This is a genomic window from Pedococcus cremeus (genome assembly GCF_900111375.1).
Classification (GTDB): domain Bacteria; phylum Actinomycetota; class Actinomycetes; order Actinomycetales; family Dermatophilaceae; genus Pedococcus_A; species Pedococcus_A cremeus.
The window spans coordinates 244,861-265,594 of sequence record NZ_FOHB01000005.1; the positions used below are offsets into that span (position 1 = coordinate 244,861).

Below are 20,734 nucleotides of genomic sequence, written 5' to 3' on the forward strand. Positions count from 1 at the left end.
GCGTTGGCGGCATACCAGCCGAACGGCCCGGAACCTCTCGGTTCCGGGCCGTTCGGGTCTCCTCCTCGGCTAGGTTCCGCTCCGTCGGTTTCGACGCGGCGCAGGAGGGGACGCCATGGCGGCGTGGTTCAGCAGGGGGACCCAGGTGGGCACGACCAAGGAGTTCCGGCGCGCACTCGACGCAGTGCTCGCACAGGTGCATCCGCCGCTCGCCGGGAAGATCCGTGACTTCGTGCTGAGCGGAGGAGACTCGGGCTGGCTCCCGCAGCTGGCCCCGGGCGCCTTCGGGCAGCAGCAGGTGCTGCTCACCGGCCACATCTACGGGATCCACCCCCAGGCCGGCCCGTACCAGCAGCTCACCACGGCGATGGGCGACGTCTCCCCTGATGTCCTGCTGCGCTGGGCCCAGGTCGTCGAGGCGTGTTTCGGCCCCTCGGCGTGGGCCTTCGAGCTGGCGGACCTGGACGGAGGACACACGGTCGAGAGCCTGCTCCTCGTCGTCGCGAACACCCACCAGGCGCAGCTGCAGAAGCCGTCCGGCACCGTGCCGCTCGCCCACTCGACGCTCGAGGACGTGCTCGCCACGGGTGGCAGCCCGCGGTCGTCGATCCTCGTCCGGGCGTTTCACCAGAACCCGCAGCGCTACATGTCGGGGCTGGGCCGTCTGCGACCGCTGCTGCGCCGCATGCCCGGCTATGAGGACGCGGTGCAGCGCCACGCCCCGGAGCTGCGTCCGCATGTGGCGGCCGGTGACGTGCGCGACCGCCTCGTCGCCGCCGAGATGCTGCAGGGCCTCTCGCGCGAGACGCTGGCGCTCTTCGCCGACGAGCTCGCCCAGCTCGCGACCGCCTCCGGCGCACAAGTGCGGGAGGTGGCCGCGCCTCTCGTCATCACCTGCGGGTCGGCCGCCTCTGAGCCGCTGCGGGCGCTGGCCACGAACGGGAAGCCGGACCAGCGGCTGCAGGCTCTGCGACTGCTCTGGTCACACGCCACCGACGAGGAGGACCGGGCCTGGGCGCAGCGCACCGCTGCAGAGGACCGCGCCGCCAGCGTCCAGGCCCTCGCCGTCGAGTGGGCCGCGGAGGCCTCGGCCGCAGACGAGCCCGACATCCCGTTGGAGGCCGGGCCGCGTCCGGTCATCGACTGGGCCGTGACCGCGACGCCGGCCTTGCACGTCCTCGTCACCCAGCTGTGGGAGGACGCGAACCGCGACATCGAACGGACCAACGAGATGACCCGCCGCGCAGCGGACGCCTGGGCTGCCCAGCACGGTCAGCGACCCGCGTGGGCCAACGTCACCGCGCCCATGGCTGCCGCCGATGCCAATGACCTGCTCCGTCGCATGACGAGCGGGCGGCCACCACGCGCGAGCAACGAACCGAAGCCACGGGTCGAGGCCCACCACGTACGAGACGCGTTGCCGAAGCTGGCGACGAGTCCCGAGGCGAGCCTGCCCGTCCTGGGGCACCTGCTCCACCACTTCGGACTGCTCGTGGACTGGCGTGGAGGGCTCAACCACACCGCTGCGGCCTGCTTCAACGGCCGCCAGAGAGCCCTCGCGGAGCCATCGCTCAGTCAGGTCGCCGTCCTCTACGACGACATGGGCCTCGACGGCACCAATGCAGTGATGCGCTCGTGGAGCTCCACCTGGGGCGAGCGCGTGGGGCAGGGCTGGCCACGGGAGGCGGTGGCCCCCTTCGTCGCAGAGCACCTCGACGCGTTCGCCGCCGGCCTCGGACGGCAGACCGACTGGTACTCCCGTACGGATGCGGTGTACGAGGCGCTCAGCGCACTCGACCGATTGCCCCGACAGGTCACCGAGGCGCTGTGGCCCGTGGCCCTCACCGGCCTGAAGGCACACCGCCGGCTGGCGCAGGACGTCCTGCGGGCGACGCCGGACCGAGACGCGCGTGTGGCCACGGCCCTCGCGGACGGGAAGGGGGACGTGCGCACCGAGGCGGCGCGGTGGATCGCTCGCGACCACATCAGCAGCGCGGTGCCGGCCCTTGAGGCCGCCTTCGCCAAGGAGAAGCAGGACGTCGCCAAGGGCGCGCTGCTCGACGCCCTCGAGGCCCTCGGCCAGCCGGTCGAGACGTACCTCGACCGCGACCGGTTGGCGGCCGACGCCGCGAAGACGGTCGCCAAGGGACTGCCCAAGGACGTCGACTGGTTCCCGTGGGACGCACTGCCCGAGGTGCGCTGGGCCGACAACGGGCAGCTGGTCGCGCCCATCACGCTGCAGCACCTGTTCGCGCAGGCCGTCAAGGCCAAGTCGCCCGAGCCCAACGCCCTGCTGCGGCGCTACTGCTCACTCTTCGAGCCTGCGGACCGCGAGCGGCTCGGGCAGCTCGTCCTCGACACCTGGGTGGCGCAGGACCTCAGGCCGGTCGACCGGGCCACCGCCGAGGCCGCGGCTGCGCGGCAGGCCTCGAGCACCTTCCACTGGATGCAGACCTACCCGCAGCACTTCAAGGACGACCCGACGTACGGCCTGTCCGTCGATCAGCTGACGGCCCACTTCCTGCCGGGCGCCCTGAGGCAGCCCGCCGGGTCCGCCACGGCATCGAAGGGCCTGCTCGCCGTGGCCGCCGCCTGCGCCGGCGAACGCGCCGCGGCGACCGCCTCGCGCTACCTGCAGGAGTGGTACGGCATGCGCGCTTCGCAGGGCAAGGCGCTCATCGCCATGCTGGCGTGGGTCGACCACCCGAGCGCGACCCAGCTGGTGCTGTCGGTGGGGTCACGGTTCCGCACCAAGTCGTTCCAGGACGAGGCGACCCGTCAGGCCGAGGCCCTCGCCGAGCGGAAGGGGTGGACGCTGACCGAGCTCGCGGACCGCACCATCCCCACTGCCGGTCTCGACGAGGACGGCGTGCTGCGCCTGAGCTACGGCGACCGGACCTTCACCGCGGCCCTCCTGCCCGACCTGTCCCTGGAGCTGCGCAACCCCGACGGCAAGAAGGTCGCCTCGTTGCCCACCCCGCGCCAGACCGACGACGAGGGTAGGGCCAAGGAGTCGAAGAAGGCGCTCGCGGCAGCTCGCAAGGAGGTCAAGGCCGTCCTCAAGCTCCAGGCCGAGCGGCTCTACGAGGCCCTGTGCACCGACCGCGACTGGTCGTTCGAGGACTGGGACCGCTACCTGAACCACCACCCGTTGATGCACCTGCTCGTGCAGCGCCTGGTCTGGACCGCTTCGACCAGTGACGAGGCGCCGGTCGTGTTCCGTCCTCTCGACGACCACACCCTCACGGATGTCGACGACACCGAGGTGGTGGTCAAGCCAGACGCCCGGGTCCGCCTCGCCCACGACAGCAACCTCTCGCCCGATGACGTGCAGGCATGGCAGGAGCACCTCGCCGACTACGAGGTCTCGCCCCTGTTCCAGCAGTTCGGCAAGGGCATCTACGCGCTCGACGAGGCCAAGGCGGATGCGAGGGAGATCGAGGACTTCCGCGGGTCGCTCGTCGAGGCCTTCCGGCTTCGGGGCCGGGCCACCCGGCTGGGGTACACCCGCGGCGCCCCGGGCGACGGCGGCTGGTTCTCGACCTACGAGAAGCGGTTCCCCACGCTCGGCCTCACGTCGGTGGTCAGCTTCTCGGGCAACTCCCTGCCCGAGGAGAACCGCACGGTCGCCCTGATCTCACTGTCCTTCGAGCGACGCGCCGAGCAGGCGGGTGCGGCCACGACGACGCTGCGGCTCCGGGAGGTGCCGGAGGTGCTGCTCTCCGAGGCGTGGAACGACGTGCGCATCCTCGCGGGTGAGGGCACCGGGCCCGACCCGGACTGGGAGAAGAAGGTGACCTACTGATGGCGGCTCCCTCGACCCAGGCGGTCCTCCGGGCCCCCGCCGAGCAGGTGTATGCCGCCGAGCTCGCCTCCCTCGTCGAGCGCGACGCCGGGGCGCGGCCCGAGGGCTGGCGGCTGTCACCGCGAGCGGTGCGTGCCTTCGTCCTCGGCGACGAGAAGGCAGGGGTTTCCCGGAAGTACTACGGCGACGACGCCCTCGTCGACCGTTGCGTCGTCACCCTGATGAGCAACCGCGGGCTGCTCCTCGTCGGCGAGCCGGGCACCGCGAAGTCGATGCTCTCCGAGCTGCTGACGGCGGCGATCACCGGTGACTCCACCTGCGCCGTCCAGGGCGCGTCCGGGACGACGAGCGACCAGATCACCTACTCGTGGAACTACGCACTGCTCCTGGCCGAGGGGCCCACGCAGCGCGCCCTGGTCAAGGGACCGGTCTACCAGGCGATGGAGCAGGGGCGGATCTGCCGCTTCGAGGAGGTCACCCGGGTCCAGCCGGAGATCCAGGACACCCTCATCGGCCTGATGTCCGACAAGGTGCTCCACGTGCCCGAGCTCGACGGGGCGGAGGCCACCGTCTTCGCAGGGCGGGGTTTCAACATCGTGGCCACGGCGAACCTGCGCGACCGCGGCGTCCACGAGATGTCGAGCGCGCTGAAGCGCCGGTTCAACTTCGAGACCGTGCGCCCCATCGGCGACCGACGGCTCGAGGCCCGCCTGGTCCGTGAGCAGACCGACGCCCTGCTGGCGCAGGCTGATGTCGACACCCGGGTCGAGCGTGACGTGGTCGAGCTGCTGGTCACCGCGTTCCACGACCTCCGCGACGGCGTGACACCCGAGGGCACGGTGGTCGAGAAACCGACCGCCGTCATGTCCTCCGCCGAGGCGGTGGCCGTGGCCTACGCCGCCGCGCTCGACGCGCACTACTTCGGCGACGGTGACGTGGGTGGCGAGCACGTCGCCCGGCAGCTGATCGGCACGGTCCTGAAGGACAACCCCGAGGACGGCACGAAGCTGCGCCACTACTTCGACGTCGTGGTCAAGGAGCGCGCCCGCCGCGACCGCCAGTGGAAGCGGGTGCTCGAGGCGCGACGCGAGCTCGACCGCTGAGCGACCCAGCCTGCCCGTGACCACCCCCGCCGCCCTGACGTCGCACGACGTGGGCACCGTCGCCTCCCGGCTCCTCACCGAGGAGCTCGTGGTGCTGCCGGTGCGGCACCACTCGCCGGCATGCGCCCTCCAGGTCGAACGCGTGGTCCGCGAGCGCCGGCCGTCGGTGGTCCTCGTCGAGGGACCGCGGAGCATGACCTCGCTCGTGCCGCTCCTCACCCACCCCGAGGCGCGGATGCCCCTGGCCGTCTACACGTATGCCGTGCGGCCGCCCGGCGACGGGGCTCCCGCCGGGCGGTGGGCCGGGTACTACCCGTTCTGCGACTACTCCCCCGAGCTCGTCGCCCTCCGCGAGGCGAGCGCCCGCGACGTGCCCGCGCGGTTCATCGACCTCGACTTCGCCGAGCAGTGCCTGGTCACCGAGCCGAAGGAGAACGGCTCGCTCCTCGACGAGGGGCACTACCAGCACAGCGAGCGCCTCCAGGCGCTCGCCGAGCAGCAGGGCTGCCGCGACCACGAGGACCTCTGGGAGCACCTCTTCGAGGCCGACGCCGGCACCACGGCGACGTCGGAGCACATCGCCCGCGTCGCGGCATACTGCCTCCTCGCCCGGCGTGACCACACGCCCGGCCAGCTCGACGCGGACGGCACCACGGCCCGTGAGGCGGAGATGGCCTGGCACGTCCGCCAGGCGCTCGCCGAGCGGCAGCCCGATGACGGGCCGGTGCTCGTCGTCCTGGGCGGCTTCCACGCCGTCGCCCTGCCCGCCCTGCTCGACGACCCGCCGCAACGGCCGCGCGTCGCGACCACGGACGTCACCGGCGACACCGCGCTGATCCGCTACACCTTCGAGCGGCTCGACCGGCTCAGCGGCTACGCGTCGGGCATGACCTCTCCGGCCTGGCACCAGCACCTCTGGACCCTGCTGACAGCGGGCGCCGACGAGCCGCGCGCCACGGCCACCCTGACCGCGCTCCTCGACATCACCGCCGAGCTGCGGCAGCGCCACCGGATGCCCGTGCCGACACCGGCCGTCGCTGCCGCCTACGAGCAGGCCCTGCGACTGGCGGTGCTGCGGGAGCGGGTCGCACCCCTGCGCAGTGACCTCCTCGACGCCCTCACGAGCTGTTACGTCAAGGGCGACGTCGACGTCGACGGTGCCATCGTCCGTGCGGCGGCCCACCACGTGCTGACCGGCACGGCGGTCGGCACGGTGCCGCCGGGGGCCGGCACGCCGCCGCTGGTGGCCGACGCGACCACGCGGCTCACCCGTGCCCGGCTCAACCTCGACGGCCTCGAGCGGCGGACCGCCGCCCTCGACCTCTACCGGCGGTCCGAGCACCGCGACACCAGCCGGCTGCTGCACGGGCTCACCCTGCTCGCCGTGCCGTTCGCGCACCGCACGGCCGGCCCGGACTTCGTGCGTGGCCACGGCCTCGGACGCCTCCAGGAACGCTGGGACTACCTCTGGACACCCGCGACCGAAGGAGCGCTCGTGGAGGCGGCGGTGCTGGGGTCGAGCGTGCCGGAGGCGGTGGCCGCGAAGTTCGACGAGCACCTCGCCACAGCCCGCGAGGCCGGCGCTCGTGACGGCGCGCGCGAGGCGACGGCCCTGCTCGCGCAGGCCTGCGTCCTGGGCCTGCACGACCACGCGGCCGAGGCCCTGGTGCTCGCCCGGGAGGCCGTCTCGGCCGATGCGGTCTTCGACGCCGTCGCGGATGCCGCGGTGCGGCTGGCCCTGCTGTGGGAGTCGCGCGAGCCGCTCGAGGCGCGTCGCCTCAGCGAGCTCGAGCCGATGGTCCGCACCGCCTACGAGCGCGCGATCTACCTCGGGCGCGAGCTGACCTCGTCGCAGGGCGAGCCCCTCGCCGCAGCAGGCGCACTGGTGGCCCTGCGCGAGCTGCTCGTCAGCGCTGCCGGCGAGGGCCTCGACCCGGAGCCCTACTGGCAGCTGGTGGGGCGGCTGGCAGACCAGCACCCGGCCGCCCTCGTCCGCGGTGCGGCCGCCGGGCTCTGCTACTCCTCCGGACGCCTCGGGTCCGCAGACCTCGGCAGGGCCGTCAACGGTCACCTCGCCGGCACGGTCACCGCCGCCGAGTCGGTGGGGTTCCTCCGCGGGCTGCTCATGACGGCCCGTGAGGCAGCGTGGCAGGAGCTCGAGCTGGTGTCGCGTCTCGACGGGCAGCTGGCCGCCTGGGACGCCGGGACCTTCGTGGCCCACCTGCCCGAGATGCGGCTGGCGTTCGCCGGCATGACCCCGGCCGAGACGGACCGGGTGGCCCGGCTCGTCGCCCGCCTGCACGGCCTCGAGGAGCTCGGTGCGCTGATCCACCGCGACACGGACGAGACGGGCGTCCAGCACCACCTGCTCGTGTCGCGCACGGCGGCCGACCTGCTGGCCCGCGACGGGCTCGGTGGCTGGGTGGGACGGTCATGAGCGGCGTGGAGCGGTGGCGGCTGGTGCTCGGACGGTATGCCGCGCGGAGGCTCGGGCAGGCGGCCGCCGGCACCGAGGCGGCCCGGATGGAGACTGCGCTCGAGTACCTCTACGGACGGGAGTACGAGGAGCGCGACGTGCGCACCGACGAGCTCGGCCCGGGTTCGCTCAGCGACTCCGCCCCGTCGCTCGTGACCTGGCTCGGGGAGGTGCGCGACCTCTTCCCGCGCGAGACCTGCGAGGTGCTCGAGGGGCACGCCCTCGACCGCTACGGGCTGACGGGTCTCGTGACCGACCCCGAGACGCTCGAGCGGCTCGAGCCCAACGAGAACCTCCTCAAGACCCTGCTGGCCCTCAAGGGCCACCTCAACGGCGAGGTGTTGGCGGTCGCCCGCCGCATCATCCGCCAGGTCGTCGACGAGCTGCGCGCCCGGCTGGAGATGGACGTGCGGCGCGCCATGGCCGGGCGCCTCAGCCAGCACCGGCACTCCCCGCACGCCGTCGCCGCCAACTTCGACGCCCTCGGGACGGTGCGGCGCAACCTCAAGCACTACGACGTGGAACGACAGCAGCTGGTGCTCCAGGAGCTGCTGTTCTTCGAGCGCAACACCCGGCGGCTGCCGTGGGACGTCATCGTCTGCGTCGACCAGAGCGGCAGCATGGTGGGCTCGGTGATCCACAGCGCCGTCATGGCCGGCATCCTCACCGGCCTGCCGTCCTTCCGCGTGCGGCTGGTCGTCTTCGACACCAACGTCGTCGACCTCACCGACCAGGCCGACGACCCCGTCGAGGTGCTGCTGCGGGTCCAGCTCGGGGGCGGCACCGACATCGGGCAGGCGGTGCGCTACTGCAGCCAGCTCGTCGAGCACCCCGAGCGCACGGTGCTGGTCCTCGTGACCGACTTCTGCGAGGGAGCGCCGCCGGGGGAGCTCGTCCGCGCCGTGCGGGGCCTGGCCGAGTCGCGCGTCACCCTGCTGGGGCTGGCCGCCCTCGACGGCCAGGCCAACCCCTTCTACGACCGGGGCATCGCCCAGCGACTGGCGGACTGCGGCATGCGCATCGCCGCGCTCACCCCCTCACAGCTGGCGTCGTGGCTCGTCGAGGTGACGTCGTGACCGCGGGCCGACCGGTCCGCGAGGCGCTGGCTGCCCAGCTCCGGGCCTGGGACGACGAGGCGTGGGTCGCACTGGCGAACCGGGGGCTGTTGCGCCGGGCCCGCAAGGACCTCGAGCAGACCCAGCCCACCCTCGAGGAGGAGGGCCAGGAGGAGCTGCGGGTGCGGATCGGGACGCACGTGGTGCGGTTCGACGCCCGAGGTCCGGCGCAGGCGGTGTGCACCTGCCCCAGCACCGGACCCTGCCAGCACCTCGTCGCCGCGGGACTCTGGCTCACCAGCCAGTCGGGCGGATCCATCCCGGGCCCCGCCACGGCTCAGGACGAGGCGGGCCCCCACGACGAGCTCATGGGGTTCGGTGCCGCTGAGCTCGTCGCCCATGCCGGGAGGGCAGGCCACCGGTGGGCCCACCAGTACGCCTGCGACCTCGAGCTCGAGCGCGACGTCCGGGTCATCCGGGGCCGGTCGACCTCCATCACGCTCGCCTCACCGCGGGTGACGTTCCGCTACATGGGTGGCGGCCTCGCGGGTCTCGTCGCGGACATCCCGCTGCCCTCGCTCGGGAAGTACCAGGCCGCCGCGGTGCTCGCCTACCAGCGAGCCCACGGCACCGAGCCCGAGCCACCGGCGCCTGCCCAGCGGCGGGCAGTGGAGCGCGAGGAACCGCTCGAGCCCAGCCGGGCACGCCTGCGGGAGGCCACGCGTCGGCTGCTGGTCGACAGCGTGCGGCTCGGCCTGTCCCACCTGTCGCCGGCGGTGCACGAGCGGTTCGAGACGGTGGCGGTGTGGGCCCAGGGCGCGTCCTACCACCGGCTGGCCCTGCTGCTGCGCCGGCTGGCCGACCACGTGGAGCTGCTGCTCGCCCGATCGGCACAGGCCGACGAGGAGCGCCTCCTCGACGAGGCAGCCCTGGCGTTCGGGCTCGTCGCAGCGCTGGAGGCGGCGGCCGTCCATGGCGCCGCGCCGGCGCACCTCGTCGGACAGAGCCGCAGCCGCTACGACGCCGTGCGGCGGATGGAGGTCGTCGGCCTCGGGTCGGCGCCGTGGCACACCGGCTCGGGCTACCACGGCCTGACGACGCTGTTCTGGTGGCCCGAGGAGCAGCGCTTCCTCTCCCTCACGGACGCCCGACCGGACACCCTGGCGATGTGGGACCCCCGCACCCGGCACGGCGCACCCGGCCCGTGGCAGGGCCTCGCCTCGCCCTCGGCTGCCGCGGGTGCCCGGCTCCTGCTGACCGACGCCCAGCTCAGCGGCAACGGCCGGCTGTCAGGGGTCGAGCGCACCCAGGCCGCCGTGAGCCGGCTCGACGGGGCCCAGCTCACGCAACAGCTGCCCGTCGTGACCGCCTTCGGCGCCCTCGGCGAGCGCGCGGCCGAGCGGGCCTCCCTGCTCGCCACACCCGACCCGCTGCGGGACTGGGCGGTCCTCGCTCCCGCGGAGTTCTGCGCCGCGTCGTTCGACCCGGTCGGGCAGCGCCTGCTGTGGCCCGTGCGTGACGCCGACGGCACGCAGCTCGTCCTGACCCTGCCGTGGACGACGCTGACCGCTCCCGCCGTCGAGCACATCGAACGCGTGGCCGCTGCGGGCGTCCGGGCAGGCACGCTGGTCGTGTGCCGACTGCTCGCGACGCCCCAGGGGCTCACGGCCGAGCCGCTCAGCCTCGTGCACCCTCACCGACCGGCCGCCGAGGCACCGGTCCAGGAGCTGCACTTCGACGAGTCCGGACACCGGGCCGAGCCGCCCTCAACACGCACCCGCGTCGATGAACACGACGCCGGGGCGGTCACGACGACGAGCGCGCGGCTGCCTCGCGAGCTGACCGACCTCACGTCGTGGCACCGCCGGCAGGCCGAGCGCGGCACGGCCGCAGCCTCCTCTCCGGCGCTGGCTGCCGAGCTCGACCGGTTGCACGCACGACTGCGCGAGACCGGTCTCGACGTGTTCGGGTCCGACGCCCAGGACAGCACCGTTCCGGGACACGACCTGGCCGAGCGGCTCCTTGTCTCGCACTTCGTGGCCCGTCAGGTCCAGGCGCTCCTCACCGGTTCCCCAGACGCCGAGTGAGCGGGCGGCCCCACGCTCGTCGACCCGAGGCGCAGGGCCAACCCGCCCCGGCGGGTGACGTGGCGGAGGTCCATCTCCGCGATACTGCCGACCATGGCGACAGGCACCGGAGTGGTCTTTCCCGACACGGGCGGCGGCAAGCGCAGCACCTCGGCCCTCGGGCGGGCGGTCGTGCACGACGCGCTCGAACCCGTCGACCCGGTGGGCGCCAAGGCCGCCGAGCGCGAGACCAACTGGCGCCAGGGCTACCTGCACCACTTCCGCCGCCTCGTGGAGGCCGGTCTGGTCTCCGACGACGCCGCTGTGACCAGCGCCCGGGCAGGACTCGACTCGCTGCAGCGGCAGATGCGGGCCACGACGCCCGAAGGCGAGGTGCCCGTCGGCGAGATCTTCACGCAGGCCCCGGTGGACCAGCCGCTCGAGATGGTGACGGTGCACGGCAGGGCCCCGCGGTCGCGTGAGCTCACCATCCCCTTCCACGGTGAGCGCCTGCGCGGTGACGCCCTGCAGCGACAGCTCGACGTCTGGACGGTCACCGGTGCCATGGAGCCCAGCGCCGCCGAGGCGGTGCGCGAGGTCATGGCGAACCCCGACTGGCTCGAGCTCGCCGACCAGCGCGTGGTGGTGCTCGGCGCGGGCGCCGAGATGGGACCGCTGCGCGCCCTGCTCTCGTGGGGTGCTGCCGTGGTGAGCGTCGACCTTCCCCGCCCGGACCTCTGGCGCACGGTGCTGCAGGTCGCCCAGGCGTCGGCCGGCACCCTGCACGTGCCGGTGCACTTCGGGTCGGGCGTCGGCGACGAGCGGCTCGACGAGCGCGCGGGCGCCGACCTGCTGCACGACCTGCCGGCCGTCGCCGACTGGCTGACGGGCCTCGAGGGCCCGATCGTCCTGGGCAACTACGTCTACGCCGACGGCGCCACCAACGTGCGCGTCTCGGTGGCCGTCGACACCCTCACCTGCGAGCTGCTGCGGCGCCGGTCCGAGGTCGGCCTCGCCTTCCTGGCCACCCCGACCGACGTGTTCGCCGTGCCGGCCGAGGCCGTGGAGCAGTCGGTGCGCAGCTGGCGCCGGCCGTCCCCCGGGATGCGGCTGACCCGGCCCGCGCTGCGCACGCTCAGCGGCGGCCGCCTGCTCAGGCGCAACTACGCGCCCGGCTCCGACCCCGGCCTCAACGACAGCCTCGTGCCCCAACAGGGACCCAACTACGCCCTCGCCAAGCGGCTCCAGCGGTGGCGAGCCACCGTCGCGCGTCAGGACGGGGTCGCCGCGTCTCTGCGCGTCGCTCCGCCGACCCGCACCCGCTCCGTGGTGAAGAACCGCGCCCTGGCCGCCGCCTACGCCGGCGCCCACCGGTTCGGCATCGAGGTGTTCGAGCCGGCGACGAGCAACACCCTCATGGCGGCGCTGCTGGTCCACGACCTCCGATCGGGGCGCACGCCCGACCCGACCCCCTGGCGGGAGGAGGCGTATGCCGCCGTGCACGGCGGGCTCTGGCGCACGGCATACGACCCGCGCAGCGCGCTGGGACTCGCCGTCGTGCTCGGCCTCGGCTCGGCCCGCGCCTGAGTTCCGAGCACCGGCCGGCCGGGGGCGGTGATGCCTCCGACCGGCCGGGCGTCCGGGGTGACGCCGGCCCGTGGTGCACGGGCGCACTCAGGCGCGCTCAGGTGCGCTCGGGCGCCTTCACGGCGAGCACCGAGCACGGTGCGTCGAGGAGCAGCTGCTGGGCGGTGCTGCCCATGAAGAGCTTCCCCACCGGTGAGCGGCGTCGGAGCCCGATGACGAGCAGGTCGGCGTCGCGGTCGGCGACCACCCGCAGGATCTCCTCGGCCGGTGTGCCGTTCGTCGTGGGCTGCACGACCTCGTGCTTGAGCCCGGCCTCGGTGAGCTCGGACTCGATCGCCTCGAGGTCCTGCGCCTTGGCGAAGCTGGGCTTGGCGAAGTTGCCGGACTCGCCGCTGTTGACGACGACGAGCGACTCCGCGCGCAGCACGGCCTCGTTCTTGGCCCGCTCGAAGGCGGCCACCCCCTCCGGGGAGGGAATGTAGCCGACCACGATGGTCCCGCTCATGCCGCGTCCTCGGGCGTGAGCCGCTTGGCCCCGGTCATGATGGCGACCCCCTCACCCATGTCGTGCGACTGCGGGGTGATGACGCCCGCGCGGCCGCCCAGCCGCTGGATGTGGATGCGGTCGGCGACCTCCCACACGTGCGGCATGTTGTGGCTGATGAGGATGATCGACAGCCCCTTGTCGCGCAGCTGCTTGATCATGTCGAGCACCATGCCCGACTCCTTCACGCCGAGGGCGGCGGTGGGCTCGTCGAGGATGACGACCTTGCTGCCGAACGCGGCGGCGCGGGCGACCGCGACCGCCTGGCGCTGGCCACCGGAGAGCGTCTCGACGGCCTGGCTCATGTTCTGGATGGTCTGGATGCCGAGGTCCTGCACCGACTGGCCGGCGCGCTTCTCCATGCCCTTCTTGTCGAGCATCCGGAACACCGAGCCGAGCACACCCTTGCGGCGCTCCTCGCGCGCGAGGTAGAGGTTGCTCGCGATGTCGAGCGCGGGGATGACCGCCAGCTGCTGGTAGACGGTCTCGATGCCGGCCTCGCGGCTGTCCTGCGGCCGCTTGAAGTGCACCGGCTTCCCGTTCATCGTGATCTGGCCGGAGTCGGGCGTGTACGCGCCGGTCAGGCACTTGATCAGCGTCGACTTGCCCGCACCGTTGTCGCCGATGACCGCGAGCACCTCGCCGGGGTAGAGGTCGAGGTCGACCCCGTCGAGGCCGATGACACGACCGAAGGTGATGACGAGCTTGCGCGCCGAGAGCACCGGCTCCTGGCTGTAGATGTGCTCCTTGCCCGCCGGGACGCCTCCGTAGGCGACCTCCATGGTTGTTGCAGTCATGCCTTGACCTTCCTGATCCACTGGTCGACCGCGACGGCCACGATGACGAGGATGCCGGTCGCGAGGACGCGCCACTGCTGGTCGACGCCCATCTGGGAGAGCCCGAACTGCAGCGTCTGCACGATGAGCGCACCGATCGCGGTGCCGATGAGCCGGCCGCGTCCGCCGAAGAGGCTGGTGCCCCCGATGACGACCGCGGTGATGCTCTGGAGGTTGGCGTCGGGGACGGCGTTGGGCGTCGCCGCACCCGCACGACCGATGAGGACCCACGCCGCCAGGCCGTAGATGAACCCGGCGAGCGTGTAGACCGCGAGGAGGACGCGCTTGCTGGCCACACCGGAGAGGCGGGCCGACTCCCGGTCGTCGCCGACGGCATACACGTAGCGGCCCCAGGCCGTCTGGGCCAGCACGAATCCCACGACGAGGTAGATGAGGATCACCACGACGATGCCCCAGGTCAGGCTGATCCCGAACAGGCTGAAGCCGTCACCGAGGAAGTTGAGCAGGTCAGGCAGGTGGTTGGCCTGGATGCTCTCACCGCCGGAGTAGAGCAGCGCGATCGCGGTGAAGATGCTCAGCGTGCCCAGCGTGACGATGAAGGGCGGCAGGTTGATGCGGGTCACGAGGAACCCGTTGAGGGCGCCCGCCGCCGTGGCGAGCACGATGCCGATGAGCAGCGCCAAGATGCCCGGCATGCCGCCGTCCCGCGAGAGGGAGGCCATCACCATCATCGACAGCACCATGATCGCGCCGACCGAGAGGTCGATGCCGGCGGTCAGGATGACGAGGGTCTGCCCCACCGCCAGCGCCGCCACCACCGCAGTCTGCTGGAGCAGGATGCCCATCGAGTTGGCGGTGAGGAAGGTCGGCGTGGCGATGAAGAACGCCAGGAAGGCGACGAACAGCAGGAAGAGCGGGCTCAGCCAGGGCCTTCCGTGCAACTGGTGCTGTACGCGCTGCAGGGGCGAGTGCTGCCGCCGAGCGAACTCGGCGGCAGCCGCGGACGTGGTCGTCGCTGCCATCGGACTCAGTTGCCCCAGCAGAGCTCGGCGCCCTTGGCGGAGTCGATGCTCTTGACACCGTCCACGGGCTTGTCGGTCACCAGCGCGACACCGGTGTTCTTGAAGTCGAGGCCGGGGTCAGGGGTCGGCTTGGCCCCACCGCGGGCGACCTGGGCGATCGCCTCCATGCCAAGGGTGGCCATCTTGAGCGGGTACTGCTGCGCCGTGGCCCCGATGACACCGCTCTTGACGCTGGCGACGCCCGCACAGCCGCCGTCGACCGACACGATCGTCGCGGTCTTGCCGGCCGCCTTCAGCGCCGCATTCGCGCCGACCGCCGTGGGCTCGTTGATGGTGTAGACGAGGTTGATGTTCGGGTTCTTCGCGAGGCACTTCTCCATCGCGGTGCGCCCGCCGTCCTCGGCACCGTTGCCGGCCTCGTTGCAGACGATGGTGTAGTCGCCGCCCTTGCCGCCGGTGTACTTGCCGGTCTTGGCCTCGTCGCCGTTCTTCTTCGGGTCGTTCACCGGGATGCCCATGCCTTCGAGGAAGCCCTGGTCACGGTTGTAGTCGACCGAGACGATCTTGTCGTTGAACAGGTCGAGCAGGGCGATGACCGCCGGCTTGCCCGCCATGGTCGCCGCCGCCCACTGGCCGTCGAGCTTGCCGGCCTCACGGTTGTCGGTCGCGAACGTGATGTCGACGGTGTTGGCCGGGTCGGGCGGGGTGTCGAGGGCGATGACGTAGAGCCCCGCGTCGCGGGCCTTCTTGATGGCGGCGTTGACGCCGGTGCTCATCGGGGTGATCAGGATGCCCTTGTCGCCGCGGGCGATGGAGTCCTCGATCGCGGTGATCTGGCCCTGGTCGTCACCCTCCTGCTTGCCGGAGGCGACGGTCAGCTTGACGTTGTTCTTGGACGCGTCGGCCTTGGCGCCCTTCTGCATGGCGACGAAGAAGGGGTTCGTCGAGTCCTTGGTGATGAGGGCGACGCCGACCGTCTTCTGCCCCCCGCTGCTTCCACCGGTGTCGGAGGAGGAGCTGCGGTTGCATGCGGCGAGGCCGAAGGCCGCCGAGAAGGCCGCGACGGCGGCGATGGAGGCGCGGACGGTGCGGCGTCCGGCTGCCGCTCCGGTAGAGCCCGGGCGCTGGGTGGAAGTCATCAGTGACCCACTTTCTGAGGGATGACCCTCTCGGCGACAACGTTGTCAAGCATCTTGTATAGGGGTCCTCTTGGCACAGCGTCAAGAGTCCTGTACAAATCGAGGCGTGAAATTGACATCGTTGTCACCCGGCCAGTCCGCCCGCCGGCCGCGGGCGACCATGCGGGACGTCGCCGCGCTGGCCGGCGTCAGCCTGAAGACGGTGTCGCGAGTGGTGAACAACGAGGCGGGCGTCTCCACCGACGTGCGCACCCGGGTGGAGCGGGCGATCGGCCAGCTCGGCTACCAGCACAACCTGGCCGCGAGCACCCTGCGGCGCAGCGACGGGCGCAGCAACACCGTCGGCGTGCTGCTGCAGGACGTGAGCAACAGCTTCTCCGCGGGCATGCTGCGGGCCCTCGAGGACGCCGCCCGCGAGCGCGACGTGGCCATCCTCGCCTCCAGCCTCGACGAGGAGCCCGACCGCGAGCACTCGCTGGTGGGCAGCCTGATCCGTCGGCGGGTCGACGGCCTGGTCATGATGCCGACGACCCAGCGGCAGGACTACCTCGCCGACGAGCTCCGCAGCGGGCTGCCGGTCGTCTTCGTCGACCGCGGGCCGAAGGGGGTCGACGCGGACTCCGTCGTGGTCGACAACCGTGCGGGCGCGCTGCTCGCCACGACCCACATGCTCGAGCACGGGCACCGGCGCATCGCCTACCTCGGCGACCTCAACCGCATCAGCACGGCCGCGGCACGACGGGCGGGGTACCGCCAGGCGCACAAGGACGCCGGCGTGCCGCTCGACCCGGCTCTCGAGGTGGGTGACCTGCGGGGTGACACCGATGCCCGCGAGGCGATGGACCGCCTGCTCGACCTCGACGACCCTCCCACGGCGGTCTTCGCGGCCCGCAACTCACTCGCCATCGGGGCCGTGCAGAGCCTGCGGGCGCGCGGCCTCGCGCACCGCGTGGCGCTCGTGGGCTTCGACGACTTCCCCCTGGCCGACCTGCTCGACCCACCCCTGACCGTGGTGCGCCAGGACGTGCGGCGGATCGGCACGGAGGTGGCCCGGCTGCTCTTCGCGCGCATCGACGGCGACGACGCACCGCCCCGGCACGTCGTCATCGAGCCGGTCCTCGTGGTGCGCGGCTCAGGCGAGATCGCTCCCTGAGGCCGCGGCCTGACGGCGCTGCGACGCCAGCGGGCGCACCGACGTGCCACAGGCCGGCAGAAGCCCCGGCCCCGTTGCCGCAGAACGGTATGCCGCGTGGTCGCGGCGTCGTGCCGGCCGCCGGAAGGCCCCCACCACGGCTCGGGCGTTCATGTCGTCGTCGCGTCGTCGTCGTGGTCGTCGCCGTCGTCGCCCGGCACGCCGGGGACCTGCCCGCCCGGGACGCCCTGCTGGTTCAGCTGGCCCTGCTGACCCTGCTGACCCTGCCCGTTCTGCCCGGGGAACCGGCCCCCGCCGGGCAGCTGGCCCCCGCCGGGGAACCCGCGGCCGCCCTGGTCGGTCTGGGAGGACCCCGCCGGCAGGACCGCCGAGGCTGCGACAGCACCCACGGAGGCGAAGCCGATGGCGAGAGCCGCGGCGATGGCGGTCTTCCTGCCCGACCAGACCGGAGGTGCGACGGCAGGGGCTGACCCGGGCGGGGCCGAGCCTGCCGGCACCCCTTCCGCATGCCCGGGCACCGCCGGGCGGGACTGCGGGTCGACCGTCGGGAGGGTGGTGGTGCGGGCCCACGGGATCTCGGCGGTCTCGTCGGGCCCTGGCGGAGTGGAGCGCTGGTCGTTGTCCATGTCGCCGAGCGTGGGCAGCGAACCTGTGCCGGCGCTGTGGTGCCGGTATCGAGTGGCTGGGGCCTGCCACCACAGACCGCTCACAGGATTCACACAGGCAAAACACCTCGCTCTCCCAGCCCTGTGCAGTGTGCTGTGCCCATGAGCATGCAGAACCCTGCGGCCACCCCGGCCCGCCTCCAGCGTTTCGACGGGTCCCCTGTCCGCGTCCTCGTCGTCGACGACGAACGCAACCTCACCGAGCTCCTCAGCATGGCGCTGCGGTACGAGGGCTGGGACGTGCGCACGGCGAGCACCGGCAACGCAGCGGTCCGGGCGGCCAAGGAGTTCGAGCCCGACGCGGTGGCGCTCGACATGATGCTCCCCGACTTCGACGGGCTCGAGGTGCTCCGCCGGATGCGAGCGCACAGCCCGAACATCCCGGTGCTCTTCCTGACCGCCAAGGACGCCGTCGAGGACCGGGTCGCCGGGCTCACCGCCGGAGGCGACGACTACGTCACCAAGCCGTTCAGCCTCGAGGAGGTCGTGGCCAGACTGCGGGCCCTCATGCGGCGCACCGCGGTCATGGCCGAGGAGTCGTCCTCGATGCTCGTCGTCGGTGACCTGACCATGGACGAGGACAGCCACGAGGTCTCCCGTGGCGGTGACCCGATCCAGCTCACCGCCACCGAGTTCGAGCTGCTGCGCTACCTCATGCGCAACCCCAAGCGGGTCCTGTCCAAGGCGCAGATCCTCGACCGGGTCTGGAACTACGACTTCGGCGGCCAGGCCAACGTCGTCGAGCTCTACATCTCCTACCTGCGCAAGAAGATCGACGCCGGTCGCGAGCCGATGATCCACACCATGCGCGGGGTCGGCTACGTGCTCAAGCCGACGTCGTGAGCCCGACCCACCTCTCGGAGCGGCTGCACCCCTCACGGTGGCGGCTGAGCACCAAGCTGGTCGCCTCCATGGTGGCCCTGTTCGTGGCGGTGACCCTGCTGACGGCCAGCCTCACGGTCGTGCTGCTCAGGAGCTTCCTCATGACGCAGCTCGACCAGAACGTCAGGGCGTCGGCGATGCGCATCGAACCGCACCCGCGCGACGAGGGCGATGACGGCCGACTTCCCGAGCGCCGGCCCGGTGGCGGTGAGTCCTTCGTGACGCTGGTCGTGGACGACTCCGGCAAGGTCTACGACAACTACGTCGCCTACGAGAGCAACACCACCCAGCTGACGACCGGGCAGGTCCAGCGGATCGACGCGGCGCAGCTCGGGCCGGCACCGAAGACCGTCAACCTCGGTGGGGACCTGGGGTCCTTCCGGCTGGTGGGCATGCGAGACCGCAGCGGGTTGACCGTCGTGACGGGACAGCCGCTTTCGACGGTCAACGAGACCGTGGCCCAGCTCGCCACGGTCGTCATCGGCGGCACGGTCATCGGGCTGGTCGTCATGGGGGCCGGCGGTGCCTGGCTGGTGCGCCGCAACCTCGCGCCGCTCCAGCGGGTCGCCCACACGGCCACCAAGGTCTCCCGCCTCAAGCTCGACTCCGGCGACGTCGCCCTGGCCGAGCGGGTCCCGGAGGGCGACACCGACCCCCGCACGGAGGTGGGGCAGGTCGGCCTCGCGCTGAACAGCATGCTCGACAACGTCGACAGTGCGCTGCAGGCCCGTCACGAGAGCGAGACGCGGGTCCGGCAGTTCGTGGCGGACGCCTCCCACGAGCTGCGGACGCCGTTGGCGTCCATCCGCGGGTATGCCGAGCTGTCCCGTCGCGAGCCCGAGCCGGTGCCACCGTCGGTCACCCACGCCCTGGCACGGGTGGAGTCGGAGGCGACCCGGATGAGCGCCCTCGTCGACGACCTGCTCCTGCTCGCCCGCCTCGACGCCGGGCGACCACTCGAGCGCCAGCCGGTCGACCTGACCATGCTGGCCGTCGACGCCGTGTCCGACGCCCGCGCCGCGGCACCCGACCGGCAGTGGCGGCTTGACCTGCCCGAGGAGCCGGTGGAGGTGACCGGCGACGCGCACCGCCTGCACCAGGTCGTGGCCAACCTGCTCGCCAACGCGCGCACCCACACCCCGGCCGGGACGACCGTCACCACCACCGTGCGCCAGGAGGACGGCGGCGTGCGCATCGCCGTCCACGACGACGGCCCCGGCGTGCCAGCGGCCCTGCAGCCCAACGTCTTCGAGCGGTTCACCCGCGGGGACGACTCCCGGTACCGCAGCCAGGTGAACGGGAGCGGCAACGGCAGCACCGGCCTCGGCCTGAGCATCGTCGCCGCGGTCACCCATGCTCACGGCGGGCGCGTCGAGCTGGTGAGCCGGCCGGGCGACACCACCTTCGCCGTCACCCTGCCTGCCTGACGCGGCATACCGTCCTCGCCCGCCACCCACCTGCCACCACGGTCCACCGCGCACGCCTAGGGTGTGCGGCATGAGCCGCCCGTGCCGCGTCGGAGTCCAGCTGCCCGAGGTCGAGCGACCGGTGGGCTGGCCGGAGCTGTTCTCGATGGCGCGGACCGCCGAGGCTGCGGCCCTGGACTCGCTGTGGCTCGGCGACCACCTGCTCTACGACCTCCCCGGCGGCATCACACGCGGCCCCTGGGAGGTGTGGACCTCCCTGGCCGCCATCGCCGCCGTGACCTCGCGCATCGAGATCGGCCCGCTCGTCGCCTCGACCGGCTTCCACACCCCGGCGATGCTGGCCAAGCAGGCGGCCACCGTCGACGCCATCTCCGGTGGGCGGCTGGTGCTCGGGCTCGGCGCCGGCTGGAACGAGCGGGAGTACCGGGCCTTCGGCCACCCCTTCGACCGACGGGTCTCCCGCTTCGAGGAGGCGTTCACCGTCATCCGCACGCTGCTGCGGGAGGGGCGGGTCGACTTCCACGGCCGGTTCTACGACGTCGACGACTGCGTGCTCGACCCCATGCCGGTGCGGCCGGGCGGCCCGCCGCTCATGCTCGGCTCGGTCGGCCCGCGCATGCTGGGCATCGGACTCCCCCACGTGGACGCCTGGAACGTGTGGTGGAGCGACTACGGCAACAGCGCCGCCGGTTTCGGCGAGCTGCGGGAGCGGGTCGAGGAGGCTGCTGCCGCAGCCGGTCGGGGGCCCGGCGAGGTCGCGGCCACGGCAGCGGTGCTGGTGCAGCTGCCCGACGGCGGCGGGCGCCTCATGGGTGAGACCTACAACCGCCCCGTCGCACCCGTGGTCGGCACACCGCAGGCCATCGCCGAGCACGTCCACGCGATGGCCCAGGCGGGGGCGAGCCACGTGCAGCTGGTGCTCGACCCCATCACCGAGCAGTCGATCGAGGTGGTGGGCGAGGCGGTGGTGCTGCTCGACGCGTGAGCTTCTAACCCCTCGGAGGACACCGGCG

General features: G+C 72.5%; 15 protein-coding genes. 10 read left to right on the plus strand and 5 right to left on the minus strand.

Going from position 1 to position 20,734, the window contains the following annotated elements; translation table 11 throughout:
- Positions 1-115 precede the first annotated feature (115 nt).
- From BMW78_RS11975 to BMW78_RS12000, 6 genes are all read left to right on the plus strand, one after another.
- Positions 116-3,805 (plus strand): DUF4132 domain-containing protein, encoded by a 3,690-nt coding sequence (locus BMW78_RS11975; protein ID WP_091759779.1) that lies wholly within the window; start codon positions 116-118, stop codon positions 3,803-3,805.
- Positions 3,805-4,908: an ATP-binding protein gene (locus tag BMW78_RS11980; RefSeq protein WP_091759782.1), complete on the plus strand. Its 1,104-nt coding sequence runs from the start codon at positions 3,805-3,807 to the stop codon at positions 4,906-4,908. The genes BMW78_RS11975 and BMW78_RS11980 overlap by 1 nt, the downstream gene beginning before the upstream one ends.
- 16 nt (positions 4,909-4,924) lie before the next feature.
- Positions 4,925-7,345 (plus strand): DUF5682 family protein, encoded by a 2,421-nt coding sequence (locus BMW78_RS11985; protein ID WP_091759785.1) that lies wholly within the window; start codon positions 4,925-4,927, stop codon positions 7,343-7,345.
- Positions 7,342-8,460, plus strand: coding sequence for a VWA domain-containing protein (locus tag BMW78_RS11990; protein ID WP_091759788.1), 1,119 nt, complete (start codon positions 7,342-7,344; stop codon positions 8,458-8,460). The genes BMW78_RS11985 and BMW78_RS11990 overlap by 4 nt, the downstream gene beginning before the upstream one ends.
- A complete protein-coding gene (locus BMW78_RS11995) occupies positions 8,457-10,526 on the plus strand; it encodes a hypothetical protein (RefSeq protein WP_091759792.1) in 2,070 nt (689 codons plus the stop codon). The genes BMW78_RS11990 and BMW78_RS11995 overlap by 4 nt, the downstream gene beginning before the upstream one ends.
- Before the next feature lie 93 nt (positions 10,527-10,619).
- Positions 10,620-12,092, plus strand: coding sequence for a hypothetical protein (locus BMW78_RS12000; protein ID WP_091759796.1), 1,473 nt, complete (start codon positions 10,620-10,622; stop codon positions 12,090-12,092).
- A gap of 97 nt (positions 12,093-12,189) precedes the next feature.
- On the opposite strand, the gene BMW78_RS12005 is transcribed toward BMW78_RS12000, so the two are convergent.
- The 4 genes from BMW78_RS12005 to BMW78_RS12020 are packed head-to-tail and all read right to left on the minus strand — an operon-like array spanning position 12,190 to position 15,594.
- On the minus strand, positions 12,190-12,597 hold the full coding sequence (locus tag BMW78_RS12005; RefSeq protein ID WP_091759798.1) for a universal stress protein: 408 nt from the start codon (positions 12,595-12,597) through the stop codon (positions 12,190-12,192).
- Positions 12,594-13,433, minus strand: a complete 840-nt coding sequence (locus BMW78_RS12010; protein ID WP_091759802.1) for an ATP-binding cassette domain-containing protein — start codon at positions 13,431-13,433, stop codon at positions 12,594-12,596. The genes BMW78_RS12005 and BMW78_RS12010 overlap by 4 nt, the downstream gene beginning before the upstream one ends.
- Positions 13,430-14,455, minus strand: a complete 1,026-nt coding sequence (locus tag BMW78_RS12015) for an ABC transporter permease (protein WP_091759804.1) — start codon at positions 14,453-14,455, stop codon at positions 13,430-13,432. Before BMW78_RS12015 ends, BMW78_RS12010 begins: the two co-directional genes overlap by 4 nt.
- 5 nt (positions 14,456-14,460) lie before the next feature.
- The gene (locus tag BMW78_RS12020; RefSeq protein WP_091759807.1) at positions 14,461-15,594 is read right to left on the minus strand and encodes a substrate-binding domain-containing protein; all 1,134 of its coding nucleotides are present in this window, start codon (positions 15,592-15,594) and stop codon (positions 14,461-14,463) included.
- A 106-nt stretch (positions 15,595-15,700) separates the two neighbouring features.
- On the opposite strand from BMW78_RS12020, the gene BMW78_RS12025 reads away from it, so the two are divergent.
- On the plus strand, positions 15,701-16,747 hold the full coding sequence (locus tag BMW78_RS12025; protein ID WP_245735810.1) for a LacI family DNA-binding transcriptional regulator: 1,047 nt from the start codon (positions 15,701-15,703) through the stop codon (positions 16,745-16,747).
- A gap of 149 nt (positions 16,748-16,896) precedes the next feature.
- Here BMW78_RS12025 and BMW78_RS12030 read toward each other — a convergent pair whose 3' ends face one another.
- Positions 16,897-17,373, minus strand: coding sequence for a hypothetical protein (locus BMW78_RS12030; RefSeq protein WP_091759812.1), 477 nt, complete (start codon positions 17,371-17,373; stop codon positions 16,897-16,899).
- A 141-nt stretch (positions 17,374-17,514) separates the two neighbouring features.
- Here BMW78_RS12030 and BMW78_RS12035 point away from each other — a divergent pair, with 141 nt between their 5' ends.
- The 3 genes from BMW78_RS12035 (at position 17,515) to BMW78_RS12045 (ending at position 20,706) form a co-directional block, all read left to right on the plus strand.
- The gene (locus BMW78_RS12035) at positions 17,515-18,255 is read left to right on the plus strand and encodes a response regulator transcription factor (protein ID WP_091759814.1); all 741 of its coding nucleotides are present in this window, start codon (positions 17,515-17,517) and stop codon (positions 18,253-18,255) included.
- A 68-nt stretch (positions 18,256-18,323) separates the two neighbouring features.
- Positions 18,324-19,721, plus strand: coding sequence for a sensor histidine kinase (locus BMW78_RS12040; RefSeq protein ID WP_091760102.1), 1,398 nt, complete (start codon positions 18,324-18,326; stop codon positions 19,719-19,721).
- Between the two features lie 70 nt (positions 19,722-19,791).
- On the plus strand, positions 19,792-20,706 hold the full coding sequence (locus BMW78_RS12045; protein ID WP_091759818.1) for an LLM class flavin-dependent oxidoreductase: 915 nt from the start codon (positions 19,792-19,794) through the stop codon (positions 20,704-20,706).
- Positions 20,707-20,734: the final 28 nt, after the last annotated feature.